Raw genomic sequence first — 15,244 nt, 5'->3', positions numbered from 1 at the left:
ATGAACGCCAACTTCGCCTCCTTTCTCTATCTGGTCTCCGGCATCCTGTTCATCCTGGCATTGCGCGGCCTGTCGCATCCGACCACCAGCCGCCAGGGCAACATGTACGGCATGATCGGCATGGGCATCGCCATCGCCACGACGCTGGCGCTGGCGACCCCTTCGGCCGGGCGCTTCGGCCTCATAGTGCTCGGGCTGCTGGTAGGCGGCTCGGCCGGTGCGGTCACGGCACGGCGTATTGCCATGACCTCGATGCCGCAGCTGGTCGCCGCCTTCCACTCGCTGGTCGGTCTTGCCGCGGTCATGGTGGCGGCGGCCGCCATCTATGCACCGGAAAGCTTCGGCATCGGCACCGTCGCCGATATTCATGCCCAGGCACTGATCGAGATGAGCCTCGGCGTTGCCATAGGTGCCATCACCTTCACCGGCTCGGTCATCGCCTTTTTGAAGCTCGACGGCCGCATGTCGGGCAAGCCGATCATGATCGGTGGCCGCCACTTCATCAACGCGGCCCTGGGCATTGCGCTGATCGTGCTGATCGTGCTGCTCGTCACCGCCGAGTCCAAGGTGGTGTTCTGGCTGATCGTTGCCGCCTCGCTGGTGCTGGGTGTGCTTCTCATCATCCCGATCGGTGGCGCCGATATGCCGGTGGTCGTGTCGATGCTGAATTCCTATTCCGGCTGGGCCGCCGCCGCACTCGGTTTCACGCTCGGCAATCTGGCGCTGATCATCACCGGCGCGCTGGTCGGCTCGTCGGGCGCCATCCTGTCTTACATCATGTGCAAAGGCATGAACCGGAGCTTCATCTCGGTCATCCTCGGCGGCTTCGGCGGCGAGACATCAGCCATTGCCAACGACGGCATCGAGCGCACGGTCAAGCAGGGCTCGGCCGAGGATGCCGCCTATCTGATGATGAATGCGCAAAAGGTCATCATCGTGCCGGGCTACGGCATGGCCGTCGCCCAGGCGCAGCACGCGCTGCGCGAGATGGCCGACAAGCTCAAGGCCAACGGCGTCGACGTCAAATACGCCATCCACCCGGTTGCCGGCCGCATGCCCGGCCACATGAACGTGCTCTTGGCCGAAGCCAACGTGCCTTATGACGAAGTGTTCGAGCTGGAGGACGTCAACTCTGAGTTCGCGCAGGCCGACGTCGCCTATGTCATCGGGGCCAATGACGTCACCAATCCCTCGGCTCGTGACGACAAGTCCTCACCTATATACGGCATGCCAATCCTCGACGTCGACAAGGCGCGCACCTGCCTGTTCGTCAAGCGCTCGCTCGGCTCCGGCTATGCCGGCATCGACAACACGCTGTTCTACAAGGACGGCACCATGATGCTGCTCGGCGACGCCAAGAAGATGACCGAGGAGATCGTCAAAGCGATGGATCACTGAAACGGCGTCGCTGCCAACTCACTGCCGATCGTCGAATACAGCCCGGCTCCGCGCCGGGCTCTTTCTTGGCTGTTACCGGTTCTGAAGCTACGATGCCGACCCGTCGTCTTGCTAACGGCGTCATCGTGGAGGTGCTGGTGCCCGACCCTGGTTCTACTGCATCGCCGGCTGCCGATCTGACCGCAGCAGAGAAGGCGCCACGCAAGCGCAGCCAGGCGGTAGTGGTCGTGCACGGCATGGGCGAGCAGCGGCCCATGGACACGTTGAGGGAGTTTGTCCAGGCCGTATGGAGCCACGATCCGGCCCGTGCACCGTTCTATGCCCATGTCCCCGATCCGGCCGACCCGATGGGTACGAAGATCAACCAGAGCTGGATCACGCCCGACAGCCGGACCAATTCGCACGAACTCCGCCGGATCACCACGCCCTATGATGTCGATGGCCGCCGCACCGATTTCTACGAGCTTTACTGGGCCGACATCACCCAGGGCACGACCCGAAGCCGCCTTGCTGCCTGGGTGACGACCCTGCTCTGGCGCAAGCCGGCCGATATTCCGCGCGATGTGCTCAAACTCTATGGCGTCACGCTTTTGGCCACCATCGTCGTCCTCGGCGCGGCGCTGGCGCTCGCAACGTCGACCTGGCAAGGCTACATCTCCTGGACGACCGGTGTGCTTGTCACGGTTCTGGCGTCGTTCGTCATCTGGTCGGTGGACCAGTTTGGCTTGCCTTATTTCGGCGACGTCGCCGCCTATGTGCGGGCCGAAGCGGCAACGGTCGAGAAGCGGGCGCTGGTCCGCGAGCGTGGCCTCAAGCTGCTGAAGCGTCTCATGATGGACGATGCCTATGACCGCATCGTGCTGGTCTCGCACAGCCTCGGGTCGATCATCGCCTATGATCTGTTGCAGATATTGTGGGCCGATTTCAGGCCTAGAAAGTTGGAAGCCATTCGCGACAAAGCGAGGCTGAAGGCGATCCACGCCGTCGACAAGGCGACGCTGGACGCCGATGCTTCCGCTTGGCCCGACAGCCTCGATGACCTCCCCGCATTCCGGCGCAGCCAATGGGAGCTCTACCGGCAGCTTCGCGTCGGCGACGCCGATCATCCGCTGCCGTGGAAGATCAGCGATTTCGTCACGCTCGGCAGTCCGCTGACCCACAGCGAGTTTCTGGTGACCTACAACCTCGCCGAATTCAGGCGCGGCATCGCCGAGCGCCTGTTTTCGGCATGCCCGCCGATCGCCGACAGGGCGGCGGGCGGGACCATGCTCTACCAGGAAGGGCGCAGCCATTCCGGCAAGCCGCAGCGGGCGGTGCATCATGGCGCGGTGTTTGCCGCGACGCGCTGGACCAATATTTTCGACAGGGGCAATGGCTGGCTGACCGGCGACCCGATTTCAGGGCGGATGACGGAAAATTTTGGTCCCGGCGTGGAAAACATCCAGGTCGAGCTGCGCGGCTCGGGCGGCCGCGTCTTCACGCACAGCCTCTACTGGTCGCTGACGGCGAGCGGCGTCGAGGTCAACGCGCCGGCCGGCGTACAGCCGCGCTCGCACCTTGCCGTGCTGCGCGATGCGGTCGATCTCGGCCGCAAACTGGAAGCTGAGCTGTAGGCGGCGAGCAGCGCACGACATGCCGCGGCGGCAGTTCAAAGCAAGGTCCCCTTCGGGCGTAATCTTCCCGAAGCGGACCGAGTTCGCTTAGTCACCGATCAACGATTGGTCAGGAAAATCGCTTCCTCGTCGTCGCGCTGCCTGCCGCCAAGTGCTGCAGCCGCGCTGGCAATGAAGGCCCCGACGACCAGCGACAGCGCGCCAATCAGCGAGAAGGTGGCGCCTGCCTTTCTGGCGGTGTCGGCCGCCTGCTGGGCCTTGACCTTGGCGTCCTGCGCTCTGGCGATTACCGCATCGACGCGAGCGGTGGCATCCGCTTCGGACAGGCCTGTGCGGGCGGCCACCAGCCGCGACAGATAGGTCTTGTCGTCGGCCGATATTTCGCCTGCTGCGGCACTCGCGATCAGAATGCGGGATGCCTGCGCGGTTGCCGCAGCGTCGCTCTCCGGATTGGCGGCAGCGAGCCTTGCCGGATCGGCCGGGCGGAACAGCGTATCGACGAAATAAGACGTGGCGTTGTCAGGCGAGGCGCCACTCGCGTTCGCAGCAGCACCCGCCGAAGCGCCCATTGCCACGCCCGATGCCACAGTCGAAGCAGCCTGGACACCGGTACCTATCGCGGCCGAAAGCGCCGTGCCGAGCACGCCGGCGACGAGCAGCGTCGCCAGCGCCCAGGCCAGGAAGCCGTGAGCGGTATCGCGGAAGAAGACTTCATCGGTGTGGATGCCGACCCATTTGGTGCGCAGGCGTCCGGCGAGGTAGCCGCCCAGGGCCGACGACAGCCACTGCACGACGATCAGCCAGACGGCGGTGGAAACGGCGAAAGTGGTGACTGACGCACCCGAGCCGGACCATGGCGACACCATGCTCAGCCCAAGCCCGGAGCCGAGCAGCATCAAGATGAAGGTAAGCGTCGACGCAGCAAAGGCGCCGGCGACGATTGGCCCCCAGCTGACAGCGGGGGAAGCGGATTCCGTCGGTGCGGAAACGTCGACAGTCGTTAGGGTGGACGGCATGGAAGCCTCCTACCGTGCAAACAGCATGATCAGAATAATAATCGGAATTGGGACTCCGAGAAGCCAGAGCAAAATGCCACGTCCCATGGATGCCTCCTGCGGCGATTGTGATCAACTACAATGCCTTAAAAGACTTTCCGTTCCGGGCGATCCTCAGTGATCTTGTTTGCGATGCAGCAGGCGTATTGGTGCGTCAATGCGCACCAATGCAACTTCATGCCTAGCGGCTGGGCATCTCGGCCTTGGCTCAGATGTCCAGATTGGCGACCGACAGCGCGTTTTCCTGGATGAATTCGCGCCTTGGCTCGACCTCGTCGCCCATCAGCCGCGAAAACAAGCTGTCCGCATCCGTTGCGTCATTGACCTTGACCTGTAAGAGCGAGCGCACATTCGGGTCAAGCGTCGTTTCCCAGAGCTGCTCGGCGTTCATTTCGCCAAGGCCCTTGTAGCGCTGCATGGTCAGGCCCTTGCGGCCGGTGGCAAACACGGCATTGAGCAGTGCCAGTGGCCCCGAAATGGTTTCCGAGACATCCTTGCGGCGCAGCACCGGCGGCTCGCCATAGATTTCCGCCAGGCGCGGCGCATAGCGGTCGAGCTGGCGTGCGTCGGCGGAATTGATCAGCGCCAGGTCGAGATGCGCGAACTCCTTGACGCTGCGCACCGTTCGCTCGAAGACATAGCCGCCGATGCCCTCGTTCGAGGTCGACATGCGGCCGATCCAGCCGCGCTCGGTATCCTCGGCGATAATGTCGAGACGGCGGGCAACACGCTCGGCCGTCTCATTGGCGCGGCGGAGGTCGGTGAAGATCTCCGGGTTGAGCGCGCCGGCAATCGCTGCCTGCTCGACCACGCCTCTGTTATAGCGCGTGTGCAATCCGTTGATGAGCTGGCGGACAGCCAAGGCGTCGTCGATGGCACTGCGCAGGTCCTGCCCGGCCCGCACCTCGCCTGTGCTGAGCGCAAGCGACGCTTCTTCCAGCCCGGAGCCGATCAGGAATTCCTCGAAGGCGGCTTCGTCCTTGATGTATTGCGAGCTCTTCCCGCGCGTCACCTTGTAGAGCGGCGGCTGCGCGATGTAGAGATGACCGCGTTCGATCAGTTCCGGCATCTGGCGGAAGAAGAAGGTCAGCAGCAAGGTGCGGATGTGGGCGCCGTCGACATCGGCGTCGGTCATCAGGATGATCTTGTGGTAGCGCAGCTTGTCGGCGTTGAACTCGTCCTTGCCGATCGAGGTGCCGAGCGCGGTGATCAGCGTGCCGATCATGTCGGAGCCGAGCATGCGGTCGAAGCGGGCGCGCTCGACATTGAGGATCTTGCCGCGCAGCGGAAGAATGGCCTGGTTCTGGCGCGAGCGGCCGCCCTTGGCCGAGCCGCCGGCGCTGTCGCCCTCGACGATAAAGATCTCGGATTTCGCCGGATCGCGCTCCTGGCAATCGGCCAGCTTGCCGGGCAGCGAGGTAACGCCGAGCGAACTCTTGCGGGTGATGTCGCGTGCCTTGCGCGCGGCTTCGCGCGCGGCAGCGGCCTGGATGACCTTCTCGATGACCGCCTTGCCCTCGGTCGGGTGCTCCTCGAGCCAGGTGCCGAGCGCTTCGTTGACAAGCCCTTCGACCACCGGGCGGACCTCGGACGACACCAGCTTGTCCTTGGTCTGCGAGGAGAATTTCGGGTCGGGAACCTTGACCGACAGCACCGCGGTCAGCCCTTCGCGGCAATCATCGCCGATCAGCGCCACTTTTTCCTTCTTGGTCAGGCCCGAGGAGTCGCCATAGCCGGTTATCTGGCGCGTCAGCGCACCGCGGAAGCCTGCCAGATGCGTGCCGCCGTCGCGTTGCGGGATGTTGTTGGTGAAGGCCAGCACGTTTTCATGGTAGCTGTCGTTCCACCACATGGCGACTTCGACCGTGATGCCGTCGCGCTCGGCGCGGATCGAGATCGGCTTGTCGAGCAACGGCTTCTTCGTCCGGTCGAGATATCGGACGAACTCTTCGAGGCCGCCATCGTAGTGCAATTCATGGCGCATGATGTCGGCATGGCGGGCATCGGTCAAAATGATGCGCACGCCGGAGTTAAGGAAGGCGAGTTCGCGCAGCCGATGCTCCAGCGTACCGTAGTCGAATTCGACCATGGTGAAAGTCTCGGACGACGGCAAAAACGTGATTTCGCTGCCGCTGCGCCCTTCATAGGTGCCGGGGACCTTGTCTTGTTCATAACTGCCGGTGATGCGCAGCGGCGCGTCGGCATTGCCATGCGTGAAACTCATCTCGTAGATCTGGCCGTTGCGGCGGATCCTCAGTTTCAGCCAGGCCGACAGGGCGTTGACGACCGACACGCCGACGCCGTGCAGGCCGCCTGACACCTTGTAGGAGTTCTGGTCGAACTTGCCTCCGGCATGCAGCTGCGTCATGATCACTTCGGCCGCCGAAATGCCTTCGCCGGTGTGGATATCGGTAGGAATGCCGCGGCCATTGTCGATGACCGTCACCGATCCGTCCGGATTGAGCGTCACCGTCACCAGGTCGGCATGGCCGGCCAGTGCTTCGTCGATGGCGTTGTCGACGACTTCATAGACCATGTGGTGCAGGCCCGAGCCGTCGTCGGTATCGCCGATATACATGCCCGGCCGCTTGCGAACGGCATCCAAGCCCTTCAAAACCTTGATGGAATCGGCGCCGTATTCGGCTTCAACGCCGTTGGCGATGTCGGTCTGGTCGCTCATGAAAACCTGTCTGATTGATGCCGTGTGCAGAGCGCGAAAAATCGGCTTCGAATCGCGCATTTCTAATGTCGTAGATATAGGCGCAAAAGGCGGTTTTTCCAAGGTTTGCAGGCATTTCGGAACGGAATGACCATCGCGTGAGCCGGCTACCGGCGCCTGGCTTCGATCCTGGCCAGCCGCTCACGTAAAAACTTGATCATGAACTTGTGGCGCGGTGCCAACCGCCCGCTCCGGTCGAGCTCGAGCGTCATGTCGAGCGCCTTGGAAAGCACAGCCTTCGGGTCCTTTGCGACTTGGGCGTAGTCGATATAGGCGACCACCAGGTCGCGCTGCCAGGTGGCGTTGTCCGGATCGGACCAGGCAAGTTTCTCGCGAATGGCCAGGCTGTCCTGAAGGGCTTGGCGGGCGCCCCTGACGTCGCGCTGCCTGAGGCGCAGCGTGGCGACTTCGGACAGCGTTATCGACAAGTCCCGCTGCCAGTCGGAATTGGCGGGATCGAGCTTGGCCAGCCTCTGCGCAATCGCGTAGCTGTCCAGATAGGCTTTCAGCGCGCCTTTGTGGTCGCCCTGTATCGCCAGGACGCCGGCGACTTTCTCGATGCACACGGACAGGTCGCGCTGCCATTCGGTGTTGTTCGGGTCGCCGGCGGCGAGCGCGCTGGCCTGCGAAAGTGCCTCACGATAAGCCGAAAGTGCCGCCGGCCAATTCTGCTGGTCGCTCAGCGCATTGCCGATCTTGGCGTTGCCGACCGACAGGTCGCGCTTCAACTCGGTGTCGTCCGGATCGCGTTTCGCCAGTTGTTTGACGATCGCCAGACCTTCCTTGTAGGCCGCCAGCGCCCCGGCGGCGTCGCCGCGTTCGCGCAGCAGGTCGCCTATCGTATCGTGGCTGACCGAGACGTCACGCTGCCGGTCGGCGTCTCCCGGTTTGTCCGCCGCCAGCGCCAGCCGCACCTTCAGGCTCTCTTCATAGGCCGCCTGTGCGTTGTCCAGTTGGCCTGCGATATGGGCAAGGTGACCGATCTCATCGTAGGTGATGGTCAGGTCGCGCTGCAGTTCGGCACGGTCGGGCTCTCCGGCGGCGAGCTGCTTCTTGATCGACAGGCTTTCCTGGTAGACCTCTGCGGCGCCGGCCAGATCGCCTTGCGTCGCCAATACGTTGCCGATCTTGTCGTCGGCCATGGCGAGGTCGCCGAACCACTCCAGATTGTCCGGTTCTGCCTCGGTCAGGCCCTGCAGAATGGTCTTGGCGGTCTCATAATTCTGCAGCGCTGACGGCAGATTGCCTTGCGCCATCCGCACGTTGCCGAGCTTGACGTGGCTGACGCCGAAGTCGCGCTTCACGTTGGGATCGGTTTCATGATGCGACCGCCGCTCGAGATCGGCTTGCAGCGCCTCGAAGGCACGGCCGGCCGCATCGATATTGCCGACCGTGGTATAGAGCTTGCCGAGCTCGTCCAGCGTGCGGATCAAGCGGTCGGCGTCGTCGAGCGACAGCACCACCTGTCCGGCTTCGCCATAAAGCGCGAGCACGGACTCATAGTCCCCGATGGCTGTGGCGTAGTCGAGGTCGGCGCGCGCCGCCCCGCCGGACAGATAGCGCGTTGCGGCCTCGGAGAGCGTGCGGCTGACGAAATTGGCCTTCAGCGCGTTGCGCGAGACATTGTCGATCTCGGCTGCCTCGGCGAGCTTTTTACGCGCGGCATCGAACGCTCCCAGCGAAAGCTGCTCTTCGGCCTGCCGGCGCAACGCTGCCACCCGCAGATCGTCGGATCCAAGCGTCTGCATTTCGCTCCGCACCTTGACGAAGGCGTCGGCTGCCTCACGCAGCCTGGCGTTCAGACTGTCAGCGGAGAGGTGGCCGGTATCGGAACTGATCAACGCGCCATAGAGCGGTGCCAGCGGCATGTTGGCGTCGCTGGCGATCTTCTCCACCTCGCCGCGCATCTGAGGCGTCACCTCGGCCATGGCCAGCAACAAGCGTTCGCGCTCCGGCAATTTCTCCTTGGCCGAGGCGGCAAAGAACAGCTGCGGCAGGCCGCTCTCGACATAGGGCAATTGCTTACCGCGCGAGAGGTCGTAAACCTCCTGCTGCACGAGCGTCAGCACGGAGCGGATCTCGAGACCTTCGGTGCCGAGGTATTTCGTCAGCGCCGCGGTAAACGGCGAATTCTGGTCCGTCCCATCCGCGGCGGTCTCGCCGGGCGCCGCCGAGAAGGCAAACAGGATGTTTTCTGCCCGCCCGATGCGGCCAAGACCCGGCCGGACCTTGTCGCTGACCTCTTTTACCAGCGCCGTTGCGCCGCGGCCTTCGCCGCCCGTAGCCGCAAACGGATCGCTGCGGCAGGCATCGAGCACGATCAGTCCGACCTTGCTGGTGGCGGCGACGGTCGCGCGGATCTCCTCCAGCGGCAGGCTGGTCCTTTCCAGCGTAGCGAGCGACGACGCGTCTGCATCGACCGGCAGGAGCCGATTCTCGCCGGCTATCTCGACGCCGTGGCCGGAGAAGAACACCAGCGCCACGTCGGCGCCTTTGGCATCCTCGCGGAAATCGTCAAGCGCCCGGCGCATGCGCCGCAGGTCGCGGTTGGTTTCGAGGAAGACCTCGAAACCGAGCTTCCTCAGCACCGTTTCCATGATCTCGCCGTCATTGACGGGATTGGCGAGCGGCCGGATCAGCCGGTAGTCGTTCTCGGCGATGACCAGCGCAGCGCGCCGCTCCGCCATTGCAGCGGAGGCCGTCGAGAGGATCAGCAGCAAGGCAAACAGAAAACGCAAATCGAACCGCCCCGGCCCGGTCATTTGCCGGAGCATTCCATCTCTTTATGGCATGAGCAAGTTACGGCATCGGCAAGCCGGGCCGTTCGCGTTGTCAGCCAACCCGCATCGGCTTCAGCGCTTCGCTCCAGCGGAACAGCTCGTCCAGCATGGTCCTGGCCCCGCCGAGCACCTGCTCGCTGGGCAGGAAGGCGCCGGTCTCGTCGAGCAGCTTCTGGTACATCGGCAGCGCCACGCCTTCCGGAATCGGCATGACACCGACGGCGGTCAGCAACGGTTTGACCGCCTGCGCCGCTCGTAAGCCGCCGGAGACACCGCCGTAGCTGAGGATGGCGGCCGGCTTGTATCGCCATTCCCTGAGCAGGTAGTCGACCGCGTTGACGATCGCGGGAGCGGTGAAATAATTGTACTCCGGCGCCACGAAGACGAATGCGTCGGCGGCGTCGATTGCTTTCGACCAGGCTTTCGTGTGGCTGTTTTCGTATTTGCCGAGTCTCGGATGATGCGGCTCGTCCAGCACCGGCAGGTTGAATGCGGCGATGTCAGTGAGCACCGGCTCGAATTTGCCATGCTCGCGCGCAAAGCTCTCCAGCCACTTTGCGAAAGCGGGTCCGGCGCGGCCCGGCCGCGTGCTGCCGATGATGACGTTCAACTGGTGCTTCAAGGCAGGCTCCCGCCGGTTCTGACATCTGTGGTGCTGCCACCTAAGACACGCAGCCGGACACAGCAAGCAGGCACTTTCCGGTGCCCGGGTCACATTCCAGAGAGCGGATGCATCACCTTGTCGTCCGCTCACATGGACGCCTGCCTTGCCCGCCACTACATTGAGGTGTCAGCGGAGCAAGTCATGGACAGTCAGCCCGTCCCCTTCGTCCCGCCGGCGCCGAAGCCGCGCACCGCGCCGCCCTCGACGCTGGAGATGATCCGCATCGTCTACCGCAATCCGCTCGAACTGTGGGGCGAGCCGACCTACAACGAGCCCTGGATTTCGGTGACCGGCATCGGCGGGCCGCTGGTCATCGCCAACGACCCCGGTCTCATTCGCCACGTGCTGGTCGATAACGCCAAGAACTACAAGATGGCGACGGTTCGCCAGCTGATCCTGCGGCCGATCCTGCGCGACGGCTTGCTGACCGCCGAGGGCGAGGTGTGGAGGCGTTCACGCAAGGCCATGGCGCCGGTGTTCACGCCGCGCCATATCTTCGGTTTTGCCGAGCCGATGCTGAGGCGCACGCGGGAGTTCGTCACGCGCTACGAGGGCGGCGGCACGTTCGACATCGCTCACGACATGACGCTGCTTACCTTTGACATCCTGGCCGAGACGCTGTTTTCCGGTGAGATTTCAGGCGAGCCGGGCAGCTTTGCCAAGGAGATCGACCGCCTGTTCGAGACCATGGGTCGGGTCGATCCGCTCGACCTGTTGCGGGCACCCGATTGGCTGCCGCGTCTGACCCGCATCCGCGGCCGCAAGACCATGGCCTACTTCCGCAAGATCGTCACCGACACGGTGCAGATGCGCGAGGCGCGGTTGAAGCGTGATCCGGACACGGTGCCGCAGGATTTTCTCACGCTGCTGTTGAAAGCGGAGGGACCGGGCGGGCTGACCCGGGCCGAGGTCGAGGACAACATCATCACCTTTATCGGCGCCGGCCACGAGACTACGGCCAGGGCGCTCGGCTGGACGCTCTACTGCCTTGCCGAAGCGCCGTGGGAGCGCGAAAAGATCGAGCACGAGATCGATGCCGTGCTGGCGCGTGAGCCCGACCCGACGAAATGGCTCGACGCCATGCCGCTCACCCGTGCCGCCTTCGAAGAGGCGCTCAGGCTCTATCCGCCGGCGCCATCGATCAACCGCGAACCGATCGAGCCCGAAACCTGGAACGGCCTCTACATACCGCGACGTGCCGCGGTGCTGGTGATGCCGTGGGTCGTCCACCGCCATCGCAAGCTGTGGGACAGGCCCGACGCCTTCATGCCGGAACGCTTCCATCCGGGAAACCGCGAGAAGATCGACCGTTTCCAGTATTTGCCGTTCGGCGCCGGGCCTCGCGTCTGCATCGGCGCCAGCTTTGCCATGCAGGAGGCAATCATCGCGTTGGCGATCATGCTGTCGCGCTATCGTTTCGATACCACCGCGCAAACCCGCCCCTGGCCGGTGCAGAAGCTGACGACGCAGCCGCAAGGCGGGCTGCCTATGCAGGTTACCAGGCGCGCGGCGTAGGCAACCCGACGTCCGTTCGTGTTATGCGGCGGACTTGCGTTGGAACTGGCCGGCGGCGCGGTAGCGCCAGAGATAGCTGGGCAGGATGGTTCCGATCGACCGCGGCTGGATACCGAGGCCGGCGAGCGTCCTGTTGTCCTTGACGGCGGCATCCGACACCACATTGTGCTGGCGCAACAGCAGGACCTGGTCCTTGGTCAACAACGGATTGGGCAGCAGCCCGAGAATTGATGCCTGGAAGTTCGCCAGCCACCATGGCACGGGCAGCAAAAACCGCTTGCGTTCGATGATGACAAGCAGCTCTTGCATGCATTCCTTGAAGCTAAGCACCTGCGGCCCGCCGAGTTCATAGATCCGGCCGCCCTGGACCTTGCCGTCGACCGAGTGTGCCACCGCTTCGGCGACGTCGCCGACATAGACCGGCTGGAATTTCGTCTGCCCGCCGCCGATCAGCGGCAGCACTGGGGAAAAGCGAGCCATGTTTGCAAAGCGGTTGAAGAAACCGTCCTCCGGCCCGAAATTGATCGATGGCCGAAAGATCACGGCGTCCTGGACCGTCTCAAGAACGGCCTTTTCGCCGAGCGCCTTGGTACGCGCGTAGTCCGATTGCGCGTGGAGATCCGCACCCAGAGCCGAGATATGGGTGAGGCCGGCGCCGACGGCGCGCGCCGCTTCAGCGACAGCCCGCGCGCCGAACTCGTGGACGGCAGTGAATTTCTGCCGGCCGGCCTCATGCGCGATCGCCACCAGATTGACGACATGGTCCGCGCCTTGCACGGCGCGGTCGACCGACCAGCGCACCCGGACATTGGCTTGCACCGGCTGGATCTGCCCGACATTGCCGAGCGGCTGCAGGTGGCCGGCGAGATCGGGCCGGCGGCAGGCGACCCGGATGCGGTAGCCGCGCTTGGCCAGCGCCCGCACGACATGACGACCGACAAAGCCGGAGCCGCCGAACACGACCACGAGCTTTGGGGTCTGCAGGATTTCGGTCATGGCTGGCTCCGGCGGCTATCCAGATGGCTTGGTTGAAGCCGTTTCATAGTCGGTTTCGCGCCAAAGGCAAAGGGCGACCATCGGTCGCCCGGCATTGTTGAAGCATGATTTCCAGTATCCGTTGGAAACGGCAGAAAACCCGCCGACGCCGGGCTTTAGGGTAACTCCATTCGGGACAGGAACCTTTGTTCCGGCCGGCGATTTTAGGATGTATGGTTTGATTCCGAATGGAGGATATTGCCGATGACGACAAAACGCGTTGCGATCTTCGCTCTGGCTTTCGCAACAGGCTGCAGCATTGGTGCCTCGGCATTCGCGGCAAACCGGCATCACCACCAAGCTCAACCCGAACGCTACGTTCCGGCCAACGGCAACATCATCGACATTCTGTTCGGTGGCCCGCGCTACTATGACAACCACCTGTTCACGACGGCCGCCGAACCCTGCTCCTACAACAGGGTAGGGCCGGACGCGAATGCGGCGAACGTCATCAACGATCATTATTGCGGGAAGTAGGCTCGCTCTGCCGGATCGGCAGGCGTTCTCAGCCGCTCATCGGACAAACGAATTTCTTCAGGACGAATAGCGGGCGGCGAATTCGGAAATGCGCTGCACCACGGCTTTCGGCGCGCTTATGCCGCGCGCCGCCGCCTTCTCCGCGGCCTCGGCCCGGGCACGCCCCGGCACATGCACGCCATAGCGCCGCCGCAGCCGGTTGAGTTGATCCTTCATCCGCTTTTCGAAGTCCGGATCGAGCAGCTTGGGCTCGACGGCAAGCACGAACAGGCCGGTCCCCGGACTGTCCGGCCCGCCGCTGAACCATGGCGCATCGAGCGACCAGTTGGCGCCCGACAGGCCCGCAGCCAGCACCTCGACCATCAGCGCGATGTTGGCGCCGCGCTGGCCGCCGAAGGCAAGCATGGCGCCCTTCATTGCAGCTGCCGGGTCCGTGGTCGGATTGCCGCTCGCATCCAGTGCCCAGCCTTCGGGTATCTTCTTGCCGTCCTCGGCCGCCTTGCGGATGTTGACGAAGGCGGTGGCGCTCGACGATTGGTCGATGACCAGCGCCGCCCCGTCCGCGGCGGGTGCCGCAAAGGACATCGGGTTGGTGCAGTAGACCGGCTTGACCGAGCCCGAGCCGGCAAGCACGGCCGGGCCGTTGGTGGCGGCGAACGACACCAATCCCTGCGCGGCCAGCCGTCCGGTGAAATAGCCGAGCGCGCCGCACGTATAAGCATTCTTCTGCGAAAAGATGGCGACGCCGAACAGCCGCGCCGCCTTGGCGAGGTCATCGATCGTGCGGTCGAAACCGGTATGCGCTAAGCCGCCGCGCGCATCGGAAAGATAGACCGCGAGCGCCGGCCTGGTGATCACCGGATCGGCGTTGCCGTCGATACGGCCGGCCTCCAGTGCTTCAAGATAATCGATAAAGTGCGAAAGCCCGACGATCGACAGTCCTTCCGCCTCGGCCGCGACGATCGAGGCAGCCAGCGACTGCGCCGCCTCTTCGTTGGCGCCAGCGCCAAGTGCGGCCATCCGGCACAGCCCTGTCGCCTGGTCGAGACTGAGTTGCATTGTGATTGCCATGGATATCTGAGGGAATGGGTGAATGGTAAATGGTGAGTGGGACTTAGCCGGTAACACTACGGGCTACTCACTACTGACTATTCACCATTCACCATTCACCTAACCAATCTTGTTCGGAATCCGCGCCTCGATCTTGCCCAGGGTGAAGACGAGGATGCCGGTGATCGCCATATAGATCAACGCCAGGAGCAGCAAGGGTTCATAGGTGAGGTAGGTATCCTGACGCACCTTTGAAGTGACGGCGAATATGTCGATCACGCTGATGGTCGCCACCAGCGGCGTCGATTTCAGCTGCAGCACGATTTCGCCCGTCAGTGTCGGAAGCGCGCGGTAGAAGGCCTGCGGCAGCCAGATTCGCCGGAAAATCCTCCAGCGGCTCATGCCGAAGGCGCGGGCGGCTTCCAATTGGCCTTTCGGTACGCCGGCAAAAGCGCCTCGCATCACCTCACCCTCATAGCCGGCGAAGGACAGCGTCAGCCCGAGCACGCCATAGGGCCATGCCTGCCTCAGATAGGGCCACATCCAGGACTCGCGAATCCATGGATATTGTGGAAACAGCGAGCCCAGCCCGTAATAGAGCAACCAGAGCTGCAGCAGCAGCGGCGTTCCCCTGATGACGGTGCAGAAGGCCTTGGCGGGCGCCGCGAACCAGAAAGAGCCTGCGGCTTGTGCCAGTCCGAGCGGCATGGCGAGCAGGAAGCCCAGCGTGCAGGTGACGGCAAGAATCCACAGCGCGCGCCAGATGCCGAGCAATCCCATCCCGTAATATTTCGGCAGCCAGTCCCAGCGCATGAAGACGGCCGCCGCCAAAACCAGCCCCAGCGCGATCAGGATCAGCGCGATACGATGCGGCTTCAGCCACAGCGAAGCGCGTGCGGCTATCTCGACGGCCGCTTCGCCAGTCATCACCGGGCCGG

At 63.7% G+C, this 15,244-nt stretch carries 11 protein-coding genes; 4 read left to right on the top strand and 7 right to left on the bottom strand.

Features of this window, described 5'->3' with window-relative positions; all coding sequences use genetic code 11:
- Together NKJ32_RS15775 and NKJ32_RS15770 are read left to right on the top strand one after the other, a co-directional pair.
- Window positions 1-1,398 carry an NAD(P)(+) transhydrogenase (Re/Si-specific) subunit beta gene (locus tag NKJ32_RS15775; RefSeq protein ID WP_352828006.1) on the top strand — a complete coding sequence of 466 codons (1,398 nt, stop codon included), beginning with the start codon at window positions 1-3 and terminating at the stop codon, window positions 1,396-1,398.
- A 92-nt stretch (window positions 1,399-1,490) separates the two neighbouring features.
- Complete coding sequence (locus NKJ32_RS15770; protein WP_352828004.1) at window positions 1,491-3,011, top strand: hypothetical protein; 1,521 nt, start codon at window positions 1,491-1,493, stop codon at window positions 3,009-3,011.
- Between the two features lie 98 nt (window positions 3,012-3,109).
- Here the strand turns inward: NKJ32_RS15770 and NKJ32_RS15765 are convergent, their stop codons facing one another.
- From NKJ32_RS15765 to NKJ32_RS15750, 4 genes are all read right to left on the bottom strand, one after another.
- Window positions 3,110-4,027, bottom strand: a complete 918-nt coding sequence (locus NKJ32_RS15765) for a hypothetical protein (protein ID WP_352701644.1) — start codon at window positions 4,025-4,027, stop codon at window positions 3,110-3,112.
- 247 nt (window positions 4,028-4,274) lie between these two features.
- A complete protein-coding gene (gyrB, locus tag NKJ32_RS15760) occupies window positions 4,275-6,746 on the bottom strand; it encodes a DNA topoisomerase (ATP-hydrolyzing) subunit B (protein WP_352828001.1) in 2,472 nt (823 codons plus the stop codon).
- Between the two features lie 146 nt (window positions 6,747-6,892).
- Complete coding sequence (locus tag NKJ32_RS15755; RefSeq protein ID WP_352827998.1) at window positions 6,893-9,559, bottom strand: caspase family protein; 2,667 nt, start codon at window positions 9,557-9,559, stop codon at window positions 6,893-6,895.
- Between the two features lie 58 nt (window positions 9,560-9,617).
- On the bottom strand, window positions 9,618-10,187 hold the full coding sequence (locus NKJ32_RS15750) for an NADPH-dependent FMN reductase (protein WP_352454723.1): 570 nt from the start codon (window positions 10,185-10,187) through the stop codon (window positions 9,618-9,620).
- Window positions 10,188-10,370: 183 nt separating this feature from the next.
- On the opposite strand from NKJ32_RS15750, the gene NKJ32_RS15745 reads away from it, so the two are divergent.
- Window positions 10,371-11,744: a cytochrome P450 gene (locus tag NKJ32_RS15745; protein ID WP_352454722.1), complete on the top strand. Its 1,374-nt coding sequence runs from the start codon at window positions 10,371-10,373 to the stop codon at window positions 11,742-11,744.
- 21 nt (window positions 11,745-11,765) lie between these two features.
- Here the strand turns inward: NKJ32_RS15745 and NKJ32_RS15740 are convergent, their stop codons facing one another.
- Complete coding sequence (locus NKJ32_RS15740) at window positions 11,766-12,740, bottom strand: complex I NDUFA9 subunit family protein (protein WP_352454721.1); 975 nt, start codon at window positions 12,738-12,740, stop codon at window positions 11,766-11,768.
- 243 nt (window positions 12,741-12,983) lie between these two features.
- Between NKJ32_RS15740 and NKJ32_RS15735 the strand changes: the two genes are divergently transcribed.
- Window positions 12,984-13,256 (top strand): hypothetical protein, encoded by a 273-nt coding sequence (locus tag NKJ32_RS15735; RefSeq protein ID WP_352454720.1) that lies wholly within the window; start codon window positions 12,984-12,986, stop codon window positions 13,254-13,256.
- Between the two features lie 57 nt (window positions 13,257-13,313).
- Here NKJ32_RS15735 and NKJ32_RS15730 read toward each other — a convergent pair whose 3' ends face one another.
- On the bottom strand, window positions 13,314-14,315 hold the full coding sequence (locus tag NKJ32_RS15730; protein WP_352620731.1) for an Ldh family oxidoreductase: 1,002 nt from the start codon (window positions 14,313-14,315) through the stop codon (window positions 13,314-13,316).
- Window positions 14,316-14,426: 111 nt separating this feature from the next.
- Window positions 14,427-15,233, bottom strand: coding sequence for an ABC transporter permease (locus NKJ32_RS15725; protein ID WP_352620750.1), 807 nt, complete (start codon window positions 15,231-15,233; stop codon window positions 14,427-14,429).
- Window positions 15,234-15,244 lie beyond the last annotated feature (11 nt).

The organism is Mesorhizobium sp. M0159, from assembly GCF_040322295.1.
Taxonomy (GTDB): domain Bacteria; phylum Pseudomonadota; class Alphaproteobacteria; order Rhizobiales; family Rhizobiaceae; genus Mesorhizobium.
The sequence above is the reverse complement of the archived record's forward strand: the minus strand, read 5'-3'. Positions and strand labels throughout refer to the sequence as shown.

Excerpts from the sequence above, each read along its gene's own strand:
- NKJ32_RS15775 (WP_352828006.1), top strand. The coding sequence starts at position 1 with ATGAACGCCAACTTCGCCTCCTTTCTCTATCTGGTCTCCGGCATCCTG.
- NKJ32_RS15770 (WP_352828004.1), top strand. The coding sequence starts at position 1,491 with ATGCCGACCCGTCGTCTTGCTAACGGCGTCATCGTGGAGGTGCTGGTG.
- NKJ32_RS15765 (WP_352701644.1), bottom strand. The coding sequence starts at position 4,027 with ATGCCGTCCACCCTAACGACTGTCGACGTTTCCGCACCGACGGAATCC.
- gyrB (WP_352828001.1), bottom strand. The coding sequence starts at position 6,746 with ATGAGCGACCAGACCGACATCGCCAACGGCGTTGAAGCCGAATACGGC.
- NKJ32_RS15755 (WP_352827998.1), bottom strand. The coding sequence starts at position 9,559 with ATGCTCCGGCAAATGACCGGGCCGGGGCGGTTCGATTTGCGTTTTCTG.
- NKJ32_RS15745 (WP_352454722.1), top strand. The coding sequence starts at position 10,371 with ATGGACAGTCAGCCCGTCCCCTTCGTCCCGCCGGCGCCGAAGCCGCGC.
- NKJ32_RS15740 (WP_352454721.1), bottom strand. The coding sequence starts at position 12,740 with ATGACCGAAATCCTGCAGACCCCAAAGCTCGTGGTCGTGTTCGGCGGC.
- NKJ32_RS15735 (WP_352454720.1), top strand. The coding sequence starts at position 12,984 with ATGACGACAAAACGCGTTGCGATCTTCGCTCTGGCTTTCGCAACAGGC.
- NKJ32_RS15730 (WP_352620731.1), bottom strand. The coding sequence starts at position 14,315 with ATGCAACTCAGTCTCGACCAGGCGACAGGGCTGTGCCGGATGGCCGCA.
- NKJ32_RS15725 (WP_352620750.1), bottom strand. The coding sequence starts at position 15,233 with ATGACTGGCGAAGCGGCCGTCGAGATAGCCGCACGCGCTTCGCTGTGG.